At 52.0% G+C, this 23120-nt stretch carries 20 protein-coding genes and 1 pseudogene; 11 read left to right on the top strand and 10 right to left on the bottom strand.

Translation table 11 applies throughout. From position 1 onward, the window contains the following. Window positions 1-75: 75 nt before the first annotated feature. Window positions 76-936: a MurR/RpiR family transcriptional regulator gene (locus D8B20_RS09775; protein WP_145888696.1), complete on the bottom strand. Its 861-nt coding sequence runs from the start codon at window positions 934-936 to the stop codon at window positions 76-78. Between the two features lie 374 nt (window positions 937-1310). Between D8B20_RS09775 and zwf the strand changes: the two genes are divergently transcribed. Beyond that, window positions 1311-2786, top strand: a complete 1476-nt coding sequence (zwf, locus tag D8B20_RS09770; protein ID WP_145888695.1) for a glucose-6-phosphate dehydrogenase — start codon at window positions 1311-1313, stop codon at window positions 2784-2786. A 180-nt stretch (window positions 2787-2966) separates the two neighbouring features. Beyond that, the gene (locus tag D8B20_RS09765) at window positions 2967-3605 is read left to right on the top strand and encodes a bifunctional 4-hydroxy-2-oxoglutarate aldolase/2-dehydro-3-deoxy-phosphogluconate aldolase (protein WP_145888694.1); all 639 of its coding nucleotides are present in this window, start codon (window positions 2967-2969) and stop codon (window positions 3603-3605) included. A gap of 43 nt (window positions 3606-3648) precedes the next feature. On the opposite strand, the gene purT is transcribed toward D8B20_RS09765, so the two are convergent. Next, the gene (purT, locus tag D8B20_RS09760; RefSeq protein WP_145888693.1) at window positions 3649-4827 is read right to left on the bottom strand and encodes a formate-dependent phosphoribosylglycinamide formyltransferase; all 1179 of its coding nucleotides are present in this window, start codon (window positions 4825-4827) and stop codon (window positions 3649-3651) included. 161 nt (window positions 4828-4988) lie between these two features. Here purT and D8B20_RS09755 point away from each other — a divergent pair, with 161 nt between their 5' ends. After that, a complete protein-coding gene (locus D8B20_RS09755) occupies window positions 4989-5630 on the top strand; it encodes a tellurite resistance TerB family protein (protein ID WP_145890515.1) in 642 nt (213 codons plus the stop codon). Window positions 5631-5750: 120 nt separating this feature from the next. Next, a complete protein-coding gene (locus tag D8B20_RS09750; protein ID WP_145888692.1) occupies window positions 5751-7814 on the top strand; it encodes a prolyl oligopeptidase family serine peptidase in 2064 nt (687 codons plus the stop codon). On the opposite strand, the gene exoX is transcribed toward D8B20_RS09750, so the two are convergent. Together exoX and D8B20_RS09740 are read right to left on the bottom strand one after the other, a co-directional pair. Beyond that, complete coding sequence (gene exoX / locus D8B20_RS09745; protein WP_145888691.1) at window positions 7808-8476, bottom strand: exodeoxyribonuclease X; 669 nt, start codon at window positions 8474-8476, stop codon at window positions 7808-7810. The two genes, D8B20_RS09750 and exoX, sit on opposite strands and share 7 nt — an antisense overlap. Before the next feature lie 3 nt (window positions 8477-8479). Then, window positions 8480-8710 (bottom strand): DNA polymerase III subunit theta, encoded by a 231-nt coding sequence (locus D8B20_RS09740; protein WP_145888690.1) that lies wholly within the window; start codon window positions 8708-8710, stop codon window positions 8480-8482. 280 nt (window positions 8711-8990) lie between these two features. Between D8B20_RS09740 and D8B20_RS09735 the strand changes: the two genes are divergently transcribed. Beyond that, the gene (locus D8B20_RS09735) at window positions 8991-9338 is read left to right on the top strand and encodes a YebY family protein (RefSeq protein ID WP_145888689.1); all 348 of its coding nucleotides are present in this window, start codon (window positions 8991-8993) and stop codon (window positions 9336-9338) included. Between the two features lie 1070 nt (window positions 9339-10408). Here the strand turns inward: D8B20_RS09735 and D8B20_RS09730 are convergent. After that, window positions 10409-11440, bottom strand: a complete 1032-nt coding sequence (locus D8B20_RS09730) for an acyltransferase family protein (protein ID WP_145888688.1) — start codon at window positions 11438-11440, stop codon at window positions 10409-10411. A gap of 2113 nt (window positions 11441-13553) precedes the next feature. On the opposite strand from D8B20_RS09730, the gene D8B20_RS09720 reads away from it, so the two are divergent. After that, entirely contained in the window at window positions 13554-13841 is a 288-nt protein-coding gene (locus tag D8B20_RS09720; RefSeq protein ID WP_145888687.1) for a hypothetical protein, read from the top strand. Window positions 13842-14105: 264 nt separating this feature from the next. Continuing rightward, window positions 14106-14984, top strand: a pseudogene (locus D8B20_RS09715) (integrase core domain-containing protein). Between the two features lie 337 nt (window positions 14985-15321). Here D8B20_RS09715 and D8B20_RS09710 read toward each other — a convergent pair. After that, complete coding sequence (locus D8B20_RS09710) at window positions 15322-16353, bottom strand: acyltransferase family protein (RefSeq protein ID WP_186454356.1); 1032 nt, start codon at window positions 16351-16353, stop codon at window positions 15322-15324. A 1436-nt stretch (window positions 16354-17789) separates the two neighbouring features. On the opposite strand from D8B20_RS09710, the gene D8B20_RS09705 reads away from it, so the two are divergent. Beyond that, window positions 17790-18047, top strand: a complete 258-nt coding sequence (locus D8B20_RS09705; RefSeq protein WP_186454355.1) for an LbetaH domain-containing protein — start codon at window positions 17790-17792, stop codon at window positions 18045-18047. A gap of 11 nt (window positions 18048-18058) precedes the next feature. Here the strand turns inward: D8B20_RS09705 and D8B20_RS09700 are convergent, their stop codons facing one another. From D8B20_RS09700 to D8B20_RS09690, 3 genes are all read right to left on the bottom strand, one after another. After that, the gene (locus D8B20_RS09700; protein ID WP_261388017.1) at window positions 18059-18595 is read right to left on the bottom strand and encodes a diguanylate cyclase; all 537 of its coding nucleotides are present in this window, start codon (window positions 18593-18595) and stop codon (window positions 18059-18061) included. A 121-nt stretch (window positions 18596-18716) separates the two neighbouring features. Next, window positions 18717-19109: a YgiW/YdeI family stress tolerance OB fold protein gene (locus D8B20_RS09695; RefSeq protein WP_145888683.1), complete on the bottom strand. Its 393-nt coding sequence runs from the start codon at window positions 19107-19109 to the stop codon at window positions 18717-18719. Between the two features lie 80 nt (window positions 19110-19189). Beyond that, the gene (locus tag D8B20_RS09690) at window positions 19190-19417 is read right to left on the bottom strand and encodes a hypothetical protein (protein WP_261388016.1); all 228 of its coding nucleotides are present in this window, start codon (window positions 19415-19417) and stop codon (window positions 19190-19192) included. Between the two features lie 390 nt (window positions 19418-19807). Here D8B20_RS09690 and D8B20_RS09685 point away from each other — a divergent pair, with 390 nt between their 5' ends. The 3 genes from D8B20_RS09685 to D8B20_RS09675 all read left to right on the top strand — a co-directional run bounded on the left by D8B20_RS09685 (window position 19808) and on the right by D8B20_RS09675 (window position 21679). Continuing rightward, window positions 19808-20152, top strand: coding sequence for a hypothetical protein (locus D8B20_RS09685; protein ID WP_145888682.1), 345 nt, complete (start codon window positions 19808-19810; stop codon window positions 20150-20152). A gap of 71 nt (window positions 20153-20223) precedes the next feature. Continuing rightward, a complete protein-coding gene (locus D8B20_RS21600; RefSeq protein WP_186454354.1) occupies window positions 20224-20394 on the top strand; it encodes a hypothetical protein in 171 nt (56 codons plus the stop codon). A 637-nt stretch (window positions 20395-21031) separates the two neighbouring features. Beyond that, window positions 21032-21679 carry a metallophosphoesterase gene (locus D8B20_RS09675; protein ID WP_145888681.1) on the top strand — a complete coding sequence of 216 codons (648 nt, stop codon included), beginning with the start codon at window positions 21032-21034 and terminating at the stop codon, window positions 21677-21679. A 3-nt stretch (window positions 21680-21682) separates the two neighbouring features. Here the strand turns inward: D8B20_RS09675 and rsmF are convergent, their stop codons facing one another. Continuing rightward, window positions 21683-23107 carry a 16S rRNA (cytosine(1407)-C(5))-methyltransferase RsmF gene (gene rsmF, locus D8B20_RS09670; RefSeq protein WP_145888680.1) on the bottom strand — a complete coding sequence of 475 codons (1425 nt, stop codon included), beginning with the start codon at window positions 23105-23107 and terminating at the stop codon, window positions 21683-21685. Window positions 23108-23120 lie beyond the last annotated feature (13 nt).

Here is a 23120-nt window from a genome sequence, read left to right as displayed (position 1 = left end):
CACGGTGTGGTCACTCATTCTATATGATCGATGGGCTGTGATTCGACTCACATTGTGAATGTGATGTTAATTATTTTACCGGGCGGTGTTTGCCGGCACCGGTTTTTCCAGGCGCGAGGCTTTCAGCGCTTCTTTCACGCGTTTCAGATTCTCACGAAAAGCACTGCCGCGCTCAAGCGTGAAGCCGGTTGCCAGCACGTCAACCACGGTTAACTGCGCCAGCCGCGACACCATTGGCAGGTAGATATCGGTATCCTCCGGCACATCCAGCGTCAGCGCCAGCGTCGCTTCCGCAGCCAGCGGCGAATCCGGAGAGGTAATCGCCACAACGGTGGAAGCGTTTACACGCGCCAGGCGAGCCAGTTCTATCATATTTTTGGTGCGGCCTGTATGCGAGATAAGAACAAAGACGTCATTTGGTCCACTATTTATGCAACTCATGCGCTGGATCACAATATCCTCAGACCAGATGACCGGCAGATTAAAGCGCAGAAATTTGTTGGTGGCGTCGTGCGCCACTACCGCGGACGCACCCAGGCCGAAAAAGGCGATTTTGCTCGCCTGCGACAGGGCCAGCACGGCCTGATCGATAACCTGCATATCCAGCTGCTGCCGCACGCGGCTCAGGCCCGCCAGCGCGGAATCAAAAATCTTCTGGCTGTAATTTTCCACGCTGTCATTTTCTTCCACATCGCGGCTGACCCAGCTGGGACCCTTTGCCAGACTTTGCGCCAGCTGCAGTTTGAAATCAGGAAAGCCGCGCGTGCCCATGCGATGACAGAAACGGTTCACCGTGGGTTCGCTCACATCTGCGGCACGCGCCAGCGTGGCGATGCTTGAGTGCATAGCCTGCTGCGGCGCCGCCAGGATCTGTTCCGCCACTTTCCGTTCGGATTTACTCAGCGCGTCGAGTTGCGCCTGAATCTTTTCCAGCATGTTGTTAACCTGATGACCATTAATCGTTTTTTGCAGCGCCTTCTGCAGGTAAACTCGCTGCCCGTTACCCTGAATATACCGTGTAACCGGCAGCCGCACGCAGCCGCGGGTAAATGTAAAAGCGATTTTTTTGTCATACTTTGATCGCTGCCGGGTTTTATCCCGACAAATCGCGAAACAAAAAAGGGTGCCCGGGCGCACGACATAACACGCACAGCACCGCTGAACGGTGCACAGTATCAGGCAGTCATGCGCCGTTGCCGGGTTGTCCTGGCGCGGTGAAAAAAGTACATTGTGCCGTAAGAAAATTACAATAAGGACCCGGGATGATGAGGACGCTCAAACCGGGTAAATCCTGCAACGAGGAGAGGAAAATGGCGGTAACACAAACAGCCCAGGCATGCGATCTGGTGATTTTCGGTGCCAAAGGCGATCTGGCACGTCGGAAGCTGTTGCCTTCACTGTATCAGCTGGAGAAAGCCGGTCAGATTCACGATACCACCCGCATTATCGGCGTGGGTCGCGCGGAGTGGGACAAAGCGGCGTATACCAAAGTCGTCCGTGAAGCGTTAGAGACCTTCATGAAAGAGAAAATCGATGAAGCGCTGTGGGACAAGCTCAGCGGCCGCCTCGATTTCTGCAACCTGGATGTGAACGAGACCTCGCACTTCACCCGTCTGGGCAAAATGCTGGACCAGAAAAATCGCGTCACCATCAACTATTTTGCGATGCCGCCAAGCACCTTTGGGGCAATTTGTGAAGGTCTGGGCGCCGCTAAGCTGAATGCCAAACCCGCGCGCGTGGTGATGGAAAAGCCGCTGGGCACCTCGCTGGAAACCTCGCAGGAGATCAACGACAGCGTCGGTAAATTCTTCGACGAGAGCCAGGTATTCCGTATCGACCACTATCTGGGCAAAGAAACGGTACTGAATCTGCTGGCGCTGCGTTTTGCCAACTCCATTTTCGTCAATAACTGGGACAACCGCACCATTGACCACGTGCAGATCACCGTGGCCGAAGAGGTGGGCATTGAAGGCCGCTGGGGTTACTTCGATAAAGCCGGTCAGATGCGCGACATGATCCAGAACCACCTGCTGCAGATTCTGACCATGATCGCCATGTCGCCGCCGTCCGATCTCAGCGCTGATGCAATTCGCGATGAAAAAGTGAAAGTGCTGCGTTCACTGCGGCGTATCGACCAGACCAACGTGCGGGAAAAAACCGTGCGCGGTCAGTATACGGCGGGCTTTGTGCAGGGCAAAAAGGTGCCGGGATATCTGGAAGAAGAGGGCGCGAACAAGCAAAGCTCTACCGAAACCTTCGTGGCCATTCGCGTGGATATCGATAACTGGCGCTGGGCGGGCGTACCGTTCTATCTGCGCACCGGTAAGCGTCTGCCCACCAAGTGTTCTGAAGTGGTGGTGTACTTCAAGAACCCGGAAATGAACCTGTTCAAGGACTCCTACTCAGAGCTGCCGCAGAACAAACTGACGATTCGCCTGCAGCCGGATGAAGGCGTGGACATTGAGATCCTCAACAAAGTGCCGGGTCTCGATCACAAGCACAAGCTGCAGACCACCAAACTGGACCTGAGCTACTCCGAAACCTTCAACCAGTCGCACCTGGCGGATGCCTATGAGCGTCTGCTGCTGGAAACCATGCGCGGTATTCAGGCGCTGTTTGTACGCCGCGATGAAGTCGAAGCCGCCTGGACGTACGTGGATTCGATTATCGAAGCCTGGAGCGCGGATGGCGATGCCTCCAAGCCTTATCAGGCCGGGACCTGGGGCCCGGTGGCGTCGGTCGCCATGATCACGCGCGACGGCCGCTCGTGGAACGAGTTTGAGTAACACACCCATCAGCCCGCACTCAGCGGGCTTTTTTGTGACCGCTTTACGCGATGAGAAAAATGAACCACGGTTTCAAAAAACGGAGCAATCAGATAGACGCCCGCGCATCCGATCTTGTATGGTAGAGCACTCTTGCTGAAAGCCTGGCCGCGCGCCGGACTGCAACCCCAAGGAAATGTGATGAAAAACTGGAAAACGAGTGCGGAACAGATCCTGACGACCGGCCCGGTTGTGCCGGTGATCGTAGTCAACAAGCTGGAACACGCTGTGCCGATGGCGAAAGCGCTGGTGGCAGGCGGCGTGCGGGTGCTGGAAGTGACGCTGCGCACACCGGTGGCCATGGACGCCCTGCGCGCGATGATCAATGAAGTCCCGGAAGCGATTGTGGGCGCAGGCACGGTCATCAACACGCAGCAGCTGAAAGAAGTGACGGATGCCGGCGCGCAATTTGTGATCAGCCCCGGGCTGACCGAGCCGCTGCTGAAGGCGGCGGTGGAAGGGCCGGTTCCGCTGATTCCGGGCATCAGCACCGTTTCAGAACTGATGACCGGCATGGATTATGGCCTGCGCGAGTTCAAATTCTTTCCGGCAGAAGCCAATGGCGGCGTAAAGGCGCTGGCTGCGATCGGTGGCCCGTTCCCGCAGGTGCGCTTCTGCCCGACCGGCGGCATTTCACCGGCTAACTACCGTGATTATCTGGCGTTGAACAGCGTGCTGTGTATCGGCGGGTCGTGGCTGGTGCCAAACGATGCGCTGGAGAGCGGAGACTGGGATCGTATCACCCGGCTGGCACGTGAAGCCGTGGAAGGCGCGCGATAAGGCAGATGCGGACAACGGGCAGCCGCCGCTGCCCGCAGTAGGGTTAGCCCTGTACCTGTACCGCTGCGGCACTGGCAACGGCACGCGCCACGGCCTCGTCGGTGGTATCCCCGGTTGCCAGCGCAACACCCAGGCGACGCTGACCGGCGATTTCCGGCTTGCCAAACAGCCGCAGCTGCAAACCGGCACCCAGCGCGGCATCAAGGTTGACGAACTGCACATTTTGGCTTTCCAGCTGCGGCAGGATCACCGCTGAGGCCGCCGGGCCATACTGGCGGATGCCGCCGATCGGCAGGCCGAGAAACGCGCGGACATGCAGCGCAAACTCAGATAAGTCCTGCGAAATCAGCGTGACCATGCCCGTGTCATGCGGGCGCGGTGACACTTCACTGAACACCACCTCATCCCCACAGACAAACAGCTCGACGCCGAACAGGCCGTAACCCCCCAGCGCATTGACCACTTTTGCGGCGATCGCCTGCGCACGCTGCAGCGCCAGTGCGCTCATCTGCTGCGGCTGCCAGGATTCACGGTAGTCTCCGTCTTCCTGACGGTGGCCGATTGGCGCGCAGAAGTGGATACCATCCACCGCGCTGATGGTGAGCAGCGTGATTTCAAAATCAAACCGTACCACGCCCTCAACAATGACCCGGCCGGCACCGGCGCGGCCACCCTGCTGGGCATATTCCCAGGCGCGATCCAGCTGGCCGGCGTCACGGATAAAGCTCTGGCCTTTACCGGAGGAACTCATTACTGGCTTCACGATGCAGGGAAACCCAATCTGCTGCGCAGCGGCAACAAAGTGCGCTTTGCTGTCAGCGAACTGATAAGTGGAGGTGGGCAGCGCCAGCTCTTCCGCAGCCAGCCGGCGAATCCCTTCACGGTTCATGGTCAGGCGGGCGGCGCGGGCAGTCGGTACCACTTTCTGGCCCTGCGCTTCCAGTTCCAGCAGCTTTTCGGTGGCGATAGCTTCGATTTCCGGGACCACGAAGTGCGGCTGCTCCTGGGCGATGACGGCGGCCAGCGCGTCACCATCCAGCATGTTGATCACATGGCTGCGGTGTGCCACGTGCATCGCCGGTGCATCGGCATAGCGATCCACCGCGATCACCTCTACACCCAGACGCTGGCACTCCAGCGCCACTTCTTTACCCAGTTCGCCTGAACCTAACAGCATGACGCGCGTGGCGGCAGGGCGCAGCGCAGTTCCGAGAGTCGTCATAATTTCACCTTAGCAGTCAAAATGCGCGCGCAGTATAAACGAAAACGTTTGCGTGCTCACGTTTTCCCTGCGGCTGGCTTTGCCATACTTTGCCCGCTCTGACGTTATCTGACACTGGCTCCGGCAGCATGAGGCGTGAAAAACTGAACTGAGGTGACATGATGAATAACTGGCTGCAGCAGATTCAATCGGTACTGGCAAAAAAGAACAGTGACGGCAAAGGCGGAAACCTGAGTGATATGCTGGCCCCCGGCGCATTAGGCGGTCTGGCCGGTTTGCTGATTGCCAGCAAATCTTCGCGCAAGCTGCTGAGCCAATACGGCAGCAAAGCGCTGCTGGTGGGCGGCGGCGCGGCGGCCGGTGCCGTGCTGTGGAACAAATATAAGCAGCGCGTGCGCGAAAGCCATCAGGATGAACCGGCGTTTGGCCAGCTGCAGACGCCGGTTGATCAACGGGCAGAGCGGCTGGTTACCGCGCTGGTTTTCGCAGCGAAAAGTGACGGCCATATTGATGAGCGGGAACGCGCCGCTATCGAACAGAATATCCGGCAGGCGGGTTACGACGGGCAGGCGGAAGCGCTGATTACGCAGGCTATGAACCGTCCGCTCGATCCTCACTGGCTGGCGGCAGACGTAAAAAATGAAGAGGAGGCGCTGGAACTCTACTTCCTCAGCTGCGCGGCGATTGATGTTGACCACTTTATGGAGCGCAGTTACCTCAGCGCGCTGGGGGATGCGCTAAAAATTCCGCAGGATGTCCGTGAAGCGATCCAGCGTGATATTGCGGCGGAAAAAGCCGCCTGACACAGCATCCCGGGCCGCTGCGGCGGCCTGTCATGACGGTTCCCGCCTTTTTCCGGCTTGGCTTCCTGTGACATTAGTGCCACGCTTGCAGAATAATGTCTTTCAGGGAGAACCCTCGTAATGAAACAGCCGCAGGCAAAAAAAATCCCCCATAACATGACCTTGCATGGCGAAACCCGCACCGATAATTACTTCTGGCTGCGTGACGACGATCGACAAAATCCGGAAGTACTGGATTATTTACAGGCCGAAAACCGCTACGGAAGGGCGATGATGGCTTCCCAGGATGCGCTGCAGGATCGCGTGCTGAAAGAGATTGTTGATCGGCTGCCTGCGCAGGATCACTCGGTGCCCTATGTCAAAAACGGTTATCGCTATCAAAGCCGCTTTGAGGCCGGCACGGAATACGCTGCCTACTTCCGGCAGCCGGTTGATGCACCGGAACAGGAGCCGTGGCAGCTGTTGCTGGACGGCAACCAGCGTGCGGCCAGCAGCGATTTCTACACCATGGGCGCGCTGGATATCAGCCCCGACAACCAGGTGATGGCGCTGGCAGAGGATTTTTTATCACGCCGGCAATACGGCATCCGCTTCAGGAATCTGGCCAGCGGCAGCTGGTATCCGGAGGTGCTGACGGACACCTCCTCCAGCTTCGCCTGGGCCAATGATTCCCGTACCCTCTATTATGTGCGCAAGCATCCCAAAACCCTGCTGGCCTATCAGGTGTGGCGCCATGAGCTGGGGCATCCGCAGGAAGACGATCAGCTGGTCTATGAGGAGCAGGATGAGAGTTTCAGCGTCAGCGTGCATAAAACCACCTCTGAGCACTTCATTCTGATTGCGCTGTTCAGCACTACCACCAGCGAAATTCAGCTGATTGATGCGGAATACCCGGATGCCCGACCGCAGGTATTTTGCCCGCGCCGCCGCGATCACGAATACAGCCTTGATCACTACAACCATCAGTTTTATATCCGTTCAAACCGCGACGGCAAAAACTTCGGCTTGTACCGCAGCGCATGGCTGGCGGAATCGCGCTGGGAGACGCTGATACCGGCCCGCGAGCATGTGGTGATGGAAGATTTTCAGCTGTTTCGTCACTGGCTGGTGGTGGAGGAGCGCCAGCGCGGCGTAAACACGCTGCGGCAGATCAATCGTGAAACCGGTGAAAGCTTCGGCATTGCGTTTGATGACCCGGCTTACGTCACCTGGCTGGCCTACAACCCCTCACCGGAAAGCGATAAGCTGCGCTATGGCTACTCCTCGATGACCACGCCAACGACCCTGTTTGAACTGGATATGGAAACCGGTGAGCGTCGTGTGCTGAAGCAGACGCCGGTGCCGGGCTTTGATTCCGATGATTACAAAAGTGAGCACCTGTGGATTACGGTGCGTGATGGCTGCGAAGTCCCGGTATCGCTGGTGTATCACCGCAAGCACTTCCAGCGCGGTAAAAACCCTTTGCTGGTTTACGGTTACGGCGCTTACGGCAGCAGTATGGATGCCAGTTTCGGCACCAGCCGCATCAGCCTGCTGGAGCGCGGGTTTATCTACGCCATTATTCATGTGCGCGGCGGCGGTGAGCTGGGGCAGCAGTGGTATGACGGCGGCCGCCTGCAGCAAAAAATGAACAGCTTTACCGATTTTATTGATGTCACCGAAGCGCTGGTGGAAAAGGGCTACGGCGATCCCCAGCGGCTCTATGCGATGGGCGGCAGCGCCGGCGGACTGCTGATGGGCGCGGTAGTGAATATGGCACCGGCGCTGTTTCACGGCGTGGTGGCGCAGGTGCCGTTCGTGGATGTGGTGACCACCATGCTCGACCCGTCTATCCCGCTCACCACCGGTGAATATGATGAGTGGGGCAATCCGGAGCAGGCCGCGTTTTATCACTACATCCGTCAGTACAGCCCCTACGATAATGTGACCGCCAAAGCCTACCCGCATCTGCTGGTCACCACCGGGCTGCATGATTCACAGGTGCAATACTGGGAACCGGCCAAGTGGGTGGCGAAGCTGCGTGAACTGAAAACCAACGATACGCTGCTGCTGCTGTGTACCGACATGGACTCCGGACACGGTGGTAAATCCGGCCGCTTTAAATCGTATGAAGGTGTGGCCCAGGAGTATACCTTCCTGATTGCCCTGGCTCAGGGCAGCTTGCCGGATCGCGTCGATTACTGATCGTCAGGCAGGTATTTCCGCAGCGCCTGCCGCAATGGCGGGCGCAAATCACGCACGTTTTCCAGTACCCAGCGCAGGTAACGCGGATCTTTGCGCGCGATGCTGGCAATACTCTGACCGCGATACTTACCAAACGGCAGGACATCACCGCTGACCGGCGCGGGCTGGCAGCGGGCCACCATCTCACTGGCGCTCCAGCCGGAGGTTTCCATAATGCGGATCAGCAGGGCGGCGGTGACGTAGCAGTCATACAGCGCGCGGTGCGCGTGCAGATCGGACGGCGGCGTGACCTCCAGCTTCAGGCTGTGGCGCAGCGCCTGATTGCCGTATTTAATGCCCGGCCACAGCTGGCGCGCCAGCGTCATGGTGCAAATCCATTCGCCGGGCATGGCGGGCAGCATCCGGCGGTCAAAGCTGGCGTTGTGGGCAACGTAGTGCGGGCTGCCGTGATAGCGGCTTATCGCCTGCTCAATGGTCGGTTTATCGGCCACCATCGCTTCGGTGATGCGGTGTACCGCCATGGCCTGGCGGCTGATAGGGCGATCGGGGCAGATCAGATCGCTCATGGGATTCACAATTTGCCCGTCAACGACATCCACCGACGCCACTTCAACCACGCCGCCCTGAAGCCCGCAGGTTTCGGTATCAATTACACGTAACATAGATTACTTCTGTTTGGGTTCGTAGGGCAGGCGGGAGAGGCTCAGTGAGGCCTGACGATACGCCATCAGCCGCTGGCGAAACCACTCACGCAGCGCTTCAGGCTGTTCGCGTTCTACCATTTCAGCTACCACCGGCATGTTGTAGCGCTCTTTAAACGCCACGCCGGCAGCGGCGAGATCGACGTTCACTTTGTCTTTCTCTTCCTGCGACAGCAGGGCAAGGTTATGGCTCATGCATTTCTCCTGATATACAGCGGCAAAAATAATGGTTTCGCCCTGCTGGATCAAGGGAATTGGATCGCACCGCATGTCTCGACACCTGCGGATCGGCGGCGTATCCTGCTGCCTCGCTGGCGGTGCATTATCTTTGCCCAGGCGCATACAGGCCCTGCGGTTGAGAGTGCAGGCTGGCCAGCCGCGGCCTGCGCTGCTGGCCCCGATTGTGACCGGGCGGGGGCGTGTCTGGCATATCCGCCCCCGCCCGATGTGTAACAGAAGAGAATAAGAGGTCGACATTTTGCTGAAGAAACTGATTCCGGCTTGTGTACTGATGGCGCTGTGCAGCCAGGCAATGGCCGCGCAGATAATTACCGTCAGCCGTTTTGAGATGGGCAAAGAGAAATGGCCATTTACCCGTGAAGAGGTGATGCTGACCTGTGAGAAAGACGGTTCGCTGTTTGCCATCAATCCGAGCACGCTGCTGCAGTACCCGCTGAATGATAAAGCCCTGGCGCGCGCCAATGCCGGGCAGGGGACACTGCAGTCAATCAACACCATCCTCGCCGATGATAAAGCGCATCCGGGGCAGAAGATGAGCCTGCAGCCGATTGTCGATCGCGCTCAGCAGCTGTGCGATAAGTAATTCCGGCCATTTTCAGGCGCAGCGCACATTTTTGCCGCTGCGCCTCTCACGCAGTAGTGCCAGCACGATCACAGAGTGAACAGGAACTGCCGCGCTGCCGCTGTGCTGGCTGGAAATTAGCCAGAGGTGGTCTACCTTTAAATGGCAAGGCGACACCGCCTGCAAAAATGCCAACTTTTAGCGCACGGCTCTCAACGAGCCATTTCCCTGGACCCGAAACAGGAATCGTTTTGGGTCTTTTTTTAACGATCTGAATTATAAATTCTTTTTTTATAAGACCGTAACTATCCTAAATCTGTCCCTAAAAACTTTATCCGGTTAAAATCAGCATCTCTTCCTGGTCGTACTTCCCTTAGAAAAATCCGGACAGGCAATTTTTTTGTTCCATCACAGGTTTCGTCAGTATTATTTCGCCTGTTCAATGACATAAACGTGTCTGCCATGAACATCGCCATCCTTGATCCCGCTAAGCGACAGTATGTAATGCCAGAGTTTAATCAGGTGTGGTGCGACTATGTGACGTAAAGTTTACAGGGAAGCGCTGCGCTTACCTTGATGTTATTTCCAACCTGTTCAAAAGGAAACCGGCGGGAAAAGCCTTGTCGTTTTGACCGTGCAGCATTCTGGCCATCAAAGCGCTGAAAATGACATCGGAAATTCGTGGTGATCCAGCCGAGGTCATTTTCCGCATCGATTAGGGATGTCTCTACACAAGCAGGAAATTTGGCAGCCACTTTGGTGGAGCCGGGTCGGGAAGAGTATGATCAGTCGTAGAAACCAACGGTATAGCAGCCTAATGAAACAATTCATCCAAGGTATTAAAAAAGAGTAAGTTCTTATGATGGGATGCATGAATTTCAGTGAAGCCTATCATGCGATAATAAATTACATCATAGGGTATTTTAGTACGCTGAAACTGCATGCGTATACTGGTGGGCCACCACCAAATAAATCTGAAAATCAGCGCAGGCAACAATAAGAAAACGGCGGCTGGTTTTTATTGGCCACTACAGGTCTGCATAGAGTCTTTGCAGACCATTGATGCTCATTTTTCAGTAAAATAAAACAGCTTAGTTAACCTTGATGTTATGCATTGCTCGTGACCCTTTAATAAAATTTCTGCAAGGAACTTCTATAAAGTGATAAGTGATGATTGATAACAAAATGGTTATTATTAATGCAATATAATTTACATCCATAAAGAAAATTTTATTTTGAATCCATGCAGGGATGAAAGCTAACTTGCGGCAAAGTGGGTAATGTATAAGATAAATTGAGAAAGATATTTCACCGAGATAAACCATAGGGGATAAAGACATAGATTTATAAATTATACCTTTTGATGCGGCAAGAAGAGGGATTATAACGGCGAAGAGGGCGACGATGAAAACATCGTAACCTCTGGAATTCAAAAAATAAAATGCCAAAGCCATTGAAAGAACCAAGGCTACCTCCAATGTCCTTCCTTTAAATCTCGCTTCTGCAATTTGGAATGCAAAGAAGCTGACGATCCCTAGTGCATAATCGCTAAGGCATCGCACAATAGCAAATTCCCCGCCGACTACATCTAGTGGCCCCCAGTAGCCTTTGAATGACGCCATGTAAAGGCCAGTGTATGCGATGGCAATAACCGCGCTTAAAGAGATTATGCTATGTTTTTTCGATAGCAAGAAAATAGCAAAAGGAAATATGCAATAAGCGATAAACTCAACTGCAATTGACCATGCGTGTGAAATTAAATTGTTGTGCACATTAAATATTGATTGAAGAAATAAAAAAAGGATGCTGTACTCGCTGAGGTCAGGTAACGGTATGTTGTTTTTGAAATAAAGTATTGAGGTCATAATTATAATGAATACGTAAAGAGGGTAAACTCTGGCAAATCTACCTTTAAGGTAAAGGAAGTAATCTTTTGTGCTGATTTTAAATGAGAATTTATTCCAGTAAACGTAACTCATTATAAAACCGCTCAAAACAAAGAATAAATCCACAGAAAGATATCCATTGGCTAAGAATGAATTGTTCCTCGGGAAAATATGATAGGTTGCCACGTATAGTGCAAATAATCCCCTGATTGAAGTTAGTGGCTTAATCTCGTTCATTAATCATTCCATCCCCAGAAGTTTACAATAACTATACGTTTTTTTTGTGCTATAAAAAAGCCCCTGCGACGGGACAGGCAGGTATTGAGTTATCTGGCGCATATCGCAGGGCTGGTGACCAGAGAGTGGCAAATCGGTATAGGTGGAACAAAAATCACCAGAGGCTTTACAAAGTTCCTGAGCGAAGTGTCATGGTAGGGTTCTCAGATGAAGATTGCTTTATTCAGGAACAGTTTCTTTCATAGAGTTGATTCATCATACCTCGCGACAACGAAATCATAATTGCATGCTGGCAAACAATGAAACGTAACGCCGCAGGACGTTATACTATCAGCAGGCTCGGCTTCATCCGCGATCTTGACCGCCTGAACTGACATTTCACATTACGCGCGGCCAATGAGTAAATTGAAGTACTCAGCATGACATTTCGTGTTATCTCTTCACCTCACAGAGAGGAGCGCACGTTTTACATATTAAACCTGAATGAAGTGTGTGGTTTTTTATCTGGTTGATATTAAATCTTTTTATGCGTATTGCAAGACACTACACACGCCTGACCTGCGGGCAAAGTCGGCAGTCATGCAGAGAAAAATGACAGATGTGTCATTGCCCGTTAGCAGTGGTAAAACGGTGCACATGCCAATGCAAATGGTGCTCATATTCTAAGTTAAAAATGAATTCAGCTTGCTTAACATCCCTGTATTTAGCTCAAACTATGCACTTTATGCAGATATGAATAACCGGGTAATGACCACGAAGCGCCGGGGGCATGCGTTGTAATATGCCGCTGCAAGAATTCGCCTCTGCTAAACAGCAGCTTGTCTGCCCTGGCTTGTAGAGTTAGAGGATCACTAAATTCGTAGACACGCGTCAAGCCGTTTGTAACTACGCTGCGCCTTCCGGTGAAAAATTAAGCGGTGAGCATCAAGTTGTAGGCAGTGACTCGTGTTCGTTCAGACCAGTCCATATGCTCCTGAGAAAACTTTCAGGGTGATCAGGCTACCGTTAGGCTGCTTATCCTGCAATGATACTCGGGACGTTACCAATATCGTTATAATCTCATTTGAACGCATCTGGCTGCAGGCCGCCGCTGCATGAAGAACGGCGTCATGCTGAGTTATTTTTGCAAAAGGATGTCACTGCCTAAACTTATGACGTCAAATAAATAAACGAGGCAGATTACGAGATTGTCTGATGAGAGAAAAGGGAGGGTGTTAATAATTGCTGAGCATGACAGAAATAAAAAGCGGCCAGTAGCCTGACAGCACGGGTTGATACAAATGTCGTTTTACTATCTGCGGCGGTTTAGCTCGTGTTTACAACAACACCGCACGAAAGGGTGGCAAGCTGATTAATGAGCAGGGTCGGACCATCGATAAAGCAGAGCAGATAAGGCGCTGGCATTAAGACATAAGCATGTCCACGTTTCGCTGATTGAAGCAGACAGTAAAATTTGCTTCCTTTTCACGTTGAACCTTAGCCTTGACGGATGCCTGTTTTCAAGCTCACGCTTTGAATGCTGATTGCTGGCAATCGCAGAGGTGCGCTGAGCGCCAGATCTTCAACAGTGGCAGAGATGAACCTATCTGTTCAAGTAATTGCTTCGGACAGGCAGAATGGAGGAGTCAGGAATCAAACTTGTCACTGTGGGCGAGGAATACACAACACGTTTGGCGGTGCTCAGGCAACCGCCTATCAGCTGCAACCTGATTTTGCTAGTAGAAAGCATCGATTGCGGCTTCATGCGACATGCACGAAGTAGTCAGGCTCTGGCGCTTCTGGGTGAATGCTTAAGCCAATCCCGGCTTTACAGACCGGGTTTAATGGGATTGTTTCATCTCAGAAGAGCAGTCTAGTTCCCCCGCAAAGTCATCACCAAATTGCAGTAGTACATCAAAAAGCAATACTTCAGATAAACGCAGCGGTAAAGACCTTCTGTATGGAGCAGTGTGGTTTGTACTTTTATTGAAAGTAATTTATTCAATTTAATATCCACAGATAACAGAGCCTTAAGGCAAACAGACGAAATACTTGATAAAAAACCCCTTCAATAAGAAGAATCCTAATAGTAAACTTATCTCTCAAAATTTTTTGTGGGTGAAAGTTGTCGCGCATGCAAAAACTGGAAAAGATAAAAAACCAAATTGATGCTATGCATATCGTGCTGGCACTGCTGTCCAGAGGTGATGAGATGAACAGTTTGGCAGGTGAGCTCAACGCGACTGCTGCCTCATCAGGTACTCATGCCTCTGATTTAAAGCGATCCAAAGCTTTTATCGGCGTGTATAAAGAGCTATCCGTACTGAATGCAGATTACATGAGGCAGCTAAGGCTAATTACAACGTTTAAAAAGAACGGCGCGCCAGAGTGTCATAAGCCCTATACCGAGGTCGGTTTCTAGAACTCTACGATAAGATTACCTTAATAAATCTGACTAGGGCCGCAAAATAACCAGCCATGAAGAGTGGAAAGCTGTGCCAGGAATGGTACGGCTTCTTTTACTTTTGCGGTAACCTCCGCACATCGCACGCGCAATTCACTACGCCTTTCGGTAAGTGAGCTTGAGAGCTGCCGCGATAGGTGTAAGCGTTCTGTGACATACTCTCCGTTGATTAACACACCATGATGTTAGTCATTTCATCATCAGCCGCATGAAGACATCCCCCTGAAGACGCGTTTTTTCGACCAACAGATCATCGATATTCTCCGCGAGGGTGAAGCCGGAATTTCTACCCATGAACTATGTCGTAAGCACGCCATTTTCGACGCCGCCATTGACACTTCGCGCAAGCAGTATGGCGGTATGGAGGTGCACGCGGTTAAGCGCCTGAAAGCGCCTGAGGAAGAGAACATCAGACTCAGGAAACTGCTTGCCGAAGCTATGCTGGATAAGGAGGCACTTCAGGTGGCTCTGGGCCGAAAGTACTGACGACAGGCCAGAGTCTATGTGTGATGCGACCGGTCCGTCGCAATGTCGTGCCTGCAGGCTTACAGGTTGTCTCTGTCGACCTGCCGCTACTCCGCTGCTCAGCGCCCAACCTGATCTGGTCGATGGATTTCATCATGGGGGCACTGGCCATCAGGCGCAGGATGAAGTGCCTGATCGGAGTGGATGACTTGCGAGGGAGTATCTGACAATGACCACCGCATTCGGGATTTAGGCGTTCAGGTCTCGTGTATTCCGGGCCGCATTGCACTTTTCGAAGCTATGCGGCGACAACAAAACTGAAGAGGGGCCGGAGTTTACCTACCATACACTGGGTCAATCCGCCTTTAAGCATGGGGTTGAATTGCGCTTAATCCAGCCGGGAAAGCCAACGCAGCACGGATTTACTGAGAGCTTTAACGGACGATTTCGCGATGAATGTGTGAATCAACACCGTTTAAGCGATATCGCTCACATTAAGAAAATCATTCATGACTGGCGGCAGGGTTATAACGAGTATTGTCCACATTCAGCACTGAATTATCAGAATCCATTAGAGTTTGCAGCACGATGGCGAAATGAAAAGATGAAGATAAACAAACCGACATTACTCATTGAATATTCTCTCTAATGCAGAGGGCAGGTAAGTTTAAATTTTTTCCGCTTTCGGGAGTAACACAAAACTGTCAGGGCGCAGCGCAGGAAAAATGTAATAGTGAAAATTATTAACATCTTCCCTTCATTACCACGTGAGGGTTTTCAGAATGGAATTCATGTACAGGAAGTTAAGTAAATAATGTATGAACAGGAGTTGCGTATTCTAAGGTTATATTAAATCAAAGGGGCGGGCAATATTTTTTTGTGGTGGGTTAATCAACGTTATTATAAGTCCCCTTCAGCAATTATATGAAAGCATGGAAAATCCAGGGTGGTACCCCCTTGTTTTAATGGGTTTTTAGGTTATTTTCCTGCCGTAATTTTGGCATGGCTTCTCAATAAGACGGTGGCTTAGCTCCGTATATAGTACGAGCAAAATAGTGGCCAATCCCATATAGGCCAAATAATTGTGAGTCAGAGATTTACCAGTATGCCTTTCATATCTGTGAATCAGCTCGATAGTTGTATAGAAAGCAGGGATGTGAGTTAAATATAGTGTGTATGATCGGGCTCCTATAATTTCAGCTACTTTTTTTACGAGACCGTTGCCGAACAGATAGCCTTTGTTGTAGCTGGCTATCCAGACCAGGATGGCAGATACGATAGCTACTATACCTGTAGACCATGGAACAACTACGATTTTCCAGGTGCCGAGAAAAGCGAGCATGAGTATCAGCAAAAGCGGTATGGTATATTTGAAATAGAATTTTCTAAGGTTGTTCGGTTCAAAGTATGTGTAATATTCTTTACGTGACAGATATCCAATTACAACCCCCAGAGAAATTGCGTCAGTACGAATGAAACCGAGGGGTGAACCTCCACGATCTAATGGTATCTGGATAATTGTCACCAGTAGCATAAATATCAGAAATTTATTCCCTCGGATGAGGAAAAGAAGAATGGGAAATATCCAGTAAAATTGTTCTTCGAGAGAAAGGCTCCAGAAAACCTGGTTATTCCCGCAGCTTAGTTGCTTCGTGCATTCGAACCCGTAAGTATTGGCAAGGTTCAGCATGGCATAGATTTGGTAAAGAATTGCTTTAAAGGGTTCGCCAAATACACCCGTCTGATTAAACATCACTGTTGCTAGCGTGGTAAAGGAAAGCCAAAACCATGCCGAAGGCCAAAGCCTATATATGCGCCTTACCCAAAACGGGATGGCGAATGAAAAGAATTCTTTAGCGTTATGCTCTGTCGGAAGTTTATCCATAATCGATTTGGTTATGATGAACCCGGATACGCAAAAGAAAAGGTCTACACCCGTCCATAATCCGAAATAATCATAGAAAACAGCAAGTCGACTTTGATTTTTATCATACCATGGAAACAATTTATGCAGGTGCGAAACGATGACAAAAAAATTCTAACTACCCTAAGTAATTCTATATCCAAATTTTTCTTCATCTCTAAGCTCACAAAAAATTAAAAATATTTAATTTTTATATTAACTACACTGTAGAAATTTGCTTAAAATCCTCACCACTATTGTAACAACCGTCATGGTAAAAAATCTTATTGACGAGGCTGTGAAAGTTCGAAACGATATTTTCGTCATACAGAGTGGCGTTAACATACTTTCAAAACCCTTCATACACACTCCCGATAAAATTGTTAAGAAGAAATTACTTTAAATGATAAATATTCTAGAAAACCAGTTGATTGTAAATATCCACACACGGTTTTTTGAATGATGAATGATCATTTAAAGCGCTCTCCATAACTGAACTTTTGCTCGCTGATAGCTCTGTAAATCCCTGAGCGCGGTGGCTTAATGAGATTTGCGTAACGATAAGTTTTTGTATCTATAGATAGTATTTGTCAGGTGGCTAATCTACCACACCTTGTGGCTGCGAAACCATGATTTCATACCGGAAGGTGATAAAGCGCAACACCGGACATTAAATTTTCAGCAGGCTTGACTTCATCCGCGAGCTTGATCGCTTCAACAGACATTACACATACGGGCGGCCATTTGGTGGGTTGAAATGCTCATCAGAACATTTCACGATATCCTGTCAGCATACGGATCAGATGACAGAAACAGATGTTTAATCCGGATAGCAGTGTATGTTATGAGCCATGGCTGATCAGATATCGTTGTATAAGAGCCGCGGAACACATCTCAGTCCTGTCTGTAGGGGAAAAGGCTGCCGAGCTTAAAAAGATAACGGTTGTAGGGTTTTTCATGGGCGTGCGGGATATTTAATAGCCTGTTTAATTTACCTTCCTGATAGCGTTCTGCATCACACTTGCGCTGCACATAAGCATCCTGCACAGATTATCAGGGGGATAATGAGGAAAGGTGATTATTCTGTCGTCGAAATTCTTTAGTATAGGGAAAAAGCGGAAGGTAGCAGGGATATATGTGTTGTATGTAAGGTTTAAAAAAGGTAAGGTAAGCGTATCCTATCCTTAATACATAGTTTTTTACATATTATTCCTGATGTCCGTTTTGCATAATAAAATGAGTTATAAACAACTGCTGCGTTTTTGGCACGTTGAAGTTATTGGGCTCAATAAATCATTTAGTTATATTCGTCTTTTTAGCGGCTAAAAAATAAACCCGGGCTGAAATATGTTTTCTGGTGGAGGCTGGCAAATCATTTACACAATAATGGTTATAAAAAAACCGCTTTTCTTATCCATGGACGTATAAAGAAAAACTTTAGCTGCGATATTATGCTGGGCGCGTGTATTGGTGAAGGGCTCTCAATTGCGCATCACGTCGGTGTGGTCGTGACAAAGCGCGTCATTGCAGGAAGAAATATGAAGCTAACGCAAAACTGCGTGATTGGTAACGCAGCAAAAGGTCAGGATGGTAAAATTATCATCGGTGATAATTTTTTCCTGGGCTCAAATAGTTGCGTGATAGGCGATGCTTTAGTCATTGGTGATAATGTTGTTGTCGGAGCCATGACTTTTGTAAATAAAGATATCCCTGATAATTATCGGGTTGTCACCGAAAAAAGCATGAAATACACAGAGAAATCTGGCAGCGGCAATGAAGCGCAGCCTGTCGGTTAAATAAGCACGAATTACTTCATCTGCTTACGTGCCTGCCTTACACGCAGATATTCTTCGCCATAGGGCAGCATTTCGAGTACAAAAATGGCGGAAAGGATAGCAGCGATATAACCTGCCGGAAGAGGCTCGGCGCGCAACGACAGCGTGAAGCGCGGCGCTTCAAAGCCTGCACCAAATAACGCCAGAAACTGCGGCCAGTGGCGGGAGATCACCAGCAGCAGCGCCATCAGCGGAACCATTTCGAGAAAGCTGTGAATATGCTGTTCTGCAGGCGATATCCTTCGGGTTTTCACAGCGTAACTGACATCCCACAGGGCGGTCGCTTCATGACAGAAAAACAGCACGATCATCAGCAGAATAATAAGGGCATTGACTTCCAGAAATAGCGCCAGCAGAAGGGGGGTTCCCATTTCCAGAAACATCAGAATATGGATGTAAGTCTCTTTCAGGCCGGAAGTGCTTTCAATATGCGTGGCCCGGTGACATAGCCAGTCGGCGAACCCGGCGATAAGCCAGACCGGCAAAACAAAATACAGCAGCAGAAGCATTTGGGGGTCTTGCATGTTTGTCTCACCAGGCCTGCAAGTACAATGGTGTTAAACCGCCTTTACCCGGCATCACCCGCCACCGTGCACAGCGCAACCGGCAGCGGGCAAAAGGCCGCTACGGTTACGGTTCGTCGATGCGCATGACGTCCAGGCGGGTTTTGTCGCCGTGGCCGTACACTTTACCGCTTACCCGCACCTTGTCTTTTGAATCATAGGTCTTGCCTTTAAAGGTGTCAGATTTGGCGTGAATGGTGACGGTGCCGGTGCTGTCACGGAACTGATAGCTGTCACCCTGCTGTTTTTTAACGATATAGCCTTCCAGCGTCACGTAGCCACCCTGGCGGAAATCGCGAATCTGATTAATGTGCGTCTGGCCGGTATCCTCAGAGCCTTTATAACCGGCATCCTGTTTCTGCTGTGACGGCGCGGCCTTACCCGCTTCAAAGCCCCCTTGTTCAGCGGCAGCGCCAAGGCTGAACGCCATCATCAGTGTAGCGAGTACAATCTTCTTCATTTTCATTCCCTCTTGAATGCAACATTCCAGTACGGCTTAAGCCTGGCACAAGATCGGCAAGGCAGGGCGAATCGGCGCGTTTAATCTGCCTGCAGTGCGCTGCCAGGAATCTCTATCCGTTCGCCGAGGGACCAGCCTTTTTTGCCCAGCACGTGTTGTGGCGTGGTGTCCGGCACGTTGAAATAGAAAGTCCTGTCGCCGCCGCTGGCGTCCTCTGTGGTAAACAGGTCATCCTGTGAGAGACCCATTTCCTGAAGTTCTTCATCGCTCAGTTCAAGGTAAGTGGCTAAGGCTGACTGACTCATCATATTTGCTCCTGTATGGCTTTACTGTTTAGTTAAGCACTGAATCCGGTTTATGCCATTGGCTGCGCTTATTGACAAAAAGCCAGTTTGACGAATGGCTGTCGCTGTTCTTGACTGTAATAAACGCCTACATGCAGGAGCGACCTATTATGACCGAACTATTACACATTATTTCCGTCGGCACCCTTGTCGCCGGAATATATCTGCTGGATTAATGTTGTCCCGCAATTAAATAATATCGGCATGTCATTATTATTGTATATGGATAACAACGGGCGCAGTGCCAGAGCCAGCGCAACGGCGGAAAATACGCCGCGAATGCGTGCTTAATTACCGCTTTGCTCAAATCATCCGGGCGTATACTGCGCGCAGGGAAAGGGTGAGAAGGTGGTCATGAAAAGAGTCGTCTGTCTGTGCGTTATTCTGCTGAGCGGATGTGCGCTGAAGCAGTACCCGCAGTTACCGGAAGTGAGTGATGCCGAAGTGCAGGCGTACGATTGTCAGGCGCTGCAGGCGCAGATTGTCAAAACGCGGGAAGTGCAACAGCAGATCGCAACCACCGGCAAATTCGATGCGCTCACCGTTGTGGGGTTCTTTATTGATTTAGGGATCGGGAATGGCGTTGCAAAAGCCAATGCTACCCGCCGCGCCACCACGCGCTTACAGCAGCTGAAAGCCCTGCAGGCGGTGCGCTGTCCGGCTACCGCTGCCGCAGCGTCCCCTCATCCAGCGCATTAAACAGCAGCCAGCTGGCATGAAAAATGGTATAAGAGGGCGCATCTTTTTTTGCTGCGCATAAGGATCTTTTCATGGCTGCAAACACGCACTACCTGCTCTGGGTAATGGCAGGCACGCTGACAATTTTAAGCATTTTTATCGGGGCGATTGTGGGGCAGGCGAAATCCCCGCGCACCGGTTTTCTCACCTTCGCCGGTTTATTTATCGGCTTTATGCTCGCCATCTTTTTAATTACCCGCTAGCGGTGCGCCAGGCCACGCTGGCGCGTGGTCCGGGTTTTACAACGCGGAATGCAAAACGGCGACCTATTATGCACGCAGCTTATCAGCCAGATAACAATCTTCTTTATGCGGTGAAACATAATATCCGTATGAATCGATTACGTCCCGGCCCTGAATATAGGTTTGATACGCCTGTTTACTCTGCCGGTTGATAGCATGCTGCGTTTCCACGCCTGAGTCATCGGCATAAACCGGTGCCTGACTTTTATCCCACGCATCAGCGCGGCGTTATTCTGCCTGAAGGCTTCATAATCGATTTTATAATCATCTTTCACCGGCGCTCGCCTGAAAAAACATCGGAAAAGCCTGGCACAAATAACCGGCAGTGTGACGGTGAATACGGCCGATAGCCGACGCCGAAAAAGGAGAACCTGCCAGATCCATAAGTCGTGGAGGCGAAGCATCGCCTAACCCACAAAAAGCAGATGCACCAGACGCGCCAGCGACTCCAGCAGCAATAAGCTGCCAATGAATATCACCACCAGAACCCCGATAAACTGTTTCTGACCACTCATGCTGCCTCCTCCGCTGGCACCAACGCCCCGGACTATACTCTAAGCCGGGCCCGCTAAACTTCCACTCAACCGGGAATGATTACATGTTTTATCAAATGCTGTCAGCGGAGCAGTGGCGCCACATCTGGGTAGTGGGCGATTTGCACGGTTGTCGCGCCCGGCTGGATGCGCTGCTGCGGCAAAAGCGTTTTGATCCACAGCAGGATCTGCTGCTGTCGGTTGGCGATCTGATCGATCGTGGCCCGGACAGTCCGGGCTGCCTGCAGCTGCTGGATGAGCCGTGGTTTCGTTGCGTGCGTGGCAACCATGAGCAGATGGCGCTGGCGGCGCTCCGCGGGGACGATCCGCTGTTATGGCGCATGAACGGCGGCGAGTGGTTCTGGCAGCTGCGGGGCGCGCAGCTGATCCGCGTGCGCCACCAGCTGAAACGCTGTGCCGATCTGCCGTGGGTGCTGCATCTGCGCTTTGCCGATCGTGTCGTCGTCATTGCACATGCCGATTACCCGGCCAGCCACTATCAACTTAATCAGCCAGTGGACTGGCATCAGGTCGTGTGGAGCCGTGACCGGCTGGCGCAGCATCAGCGTGGCCGGTCGGCGGAGATTGACGGTGCCAGCGCGTTTTACTTTGGTCACACCCCGCTGGAGCAGCCGCTGGATGTGGCAAACCAGCATTATATTGATACCGGTGCCGTGTTCGGTAATCGTCTTACGCTGGTCCGCCTGCAGTAGCGATCAGCGGAACAACCGTCCGTCACGCACCAGATCGCGCGGATAGCTGTTTTTAATCCGGTTACCCACTTTTTTTGCCAGGCCGAGCGGCTGCTGCTGATAAGTAACAATCACCTCATCACGCGTCGGTGGCGTCTGCGGGTGAATATCCTGGCCGCGATACCAGCTTTCGGCCTCTTCGTCGCTCAGGGCAAACGCCAGCGCGCTGTCGGGTTGCGCCAGCGCCACCACCGCTTCGTGCTGCCAGCGATACCCTTTGGGGAAGGTCTCAGCCAGTTTCAGGCCGATGCGCGAAAAGCGCACCTTGCCCAGCCAGCTCTCCAGCGCGGCAGGAAACAGCCACAGCTCTTTATCACGCTGCCACAGCGTCAGGCTTTCATCCCACTGCAGGCCCACTTTCTGCGCGGCCTGCGCGACGTCGGCCTGCAGTTTGCGGCTGGCCGGCGAGAAAGGCAGCTTACCGACTTTATACGTGGGGGCCGGCAGCGGCGGCACGCTGGCGGTTTTGCGCAGGCGCGCCACGAAGAAGCCTTCGCTGTCAAACAACTGCGGGAAGACGTGCAGAAAACCTTCCGGCGTCAGGGCGCGCTCCGCGCCGCTGAACAGCTCGTTAAGCGGCACGCACTCCACGGCCCCGGGATAGCGTTCCAGCAGCCAGTGCACCACCTGCTGGTTTTCAATCTGATTCAGGGTACAGGTGGAGTAAATCAGTGTGCCACCCGGCTGCAGGGCGTGAAATGCGCTGTCGATCAGATCGCGCTGAGTGGCGGCAATCGCTTCGGTGCTGGCCAGCGTCCAGTTGCGCAGCGCATCTGCATCTTTACGCACCACGCCTTCACCGGAGCAGGGCGCATCCAGCAGGATGGCATCAAACTGCTCTGGCAGCGCCGCGCCGAAAACCCGCCCGTCAAAGTGCGTCAGCGCCACATTGCGCACGCCACAGCGGCTGATATTGGCATGCAGCACCTTCACGCGGCTGGCCGAATACTCATTGGCGAGGATGGCGCCCCGGTTATGCATCAGCGCGGCCATCTGCGTGGTTTTGGAGCCTGGCGCGGCGGCCACATCCATCACCTGCTGTGCATCCGGGGCGGCGTCAAATAGCGCGCTGACCGGCAGCATCGAGCTGGCTTCCTGAATATAAAATAACCCGCTGAGATGTTCCGCCACGCTGCCAAGCGGCAGGGTGTCGTCGTCGCGCTCAATCCAGAACCCTTCCGCGCACCACGGCACCGGCGTCAGGCGCCAGCCATAGTGCGCCGTGCGTGCCAGAAAATCCGCCACGCTGATCTTCAGGGTATTAACGCGCAGGCTGCGCCGCAGGGGCTGCTGGCTGATGGCGAGAAAACGTTGCAGTTCAGCTTCGTCATTGAGGCTGGCGCGCATCAGCGCAAGGAAATCGTCGGGAAAGCGTTCGGACACGGGCATCTACCGGGGTAAC

Source organism: Candidatus Pantoea soli (assembly GCF_007833795.1).
Classification (GTDB): Bacteria; Pseudomonadota; Gammaproteobacteria; order Enterobacterales; family Enterobacteriaceae; genus Pantoea; species Pantoea soli.
This window is presented reverse-complemented; position numbering and strand designations above follow the sequence as displayed.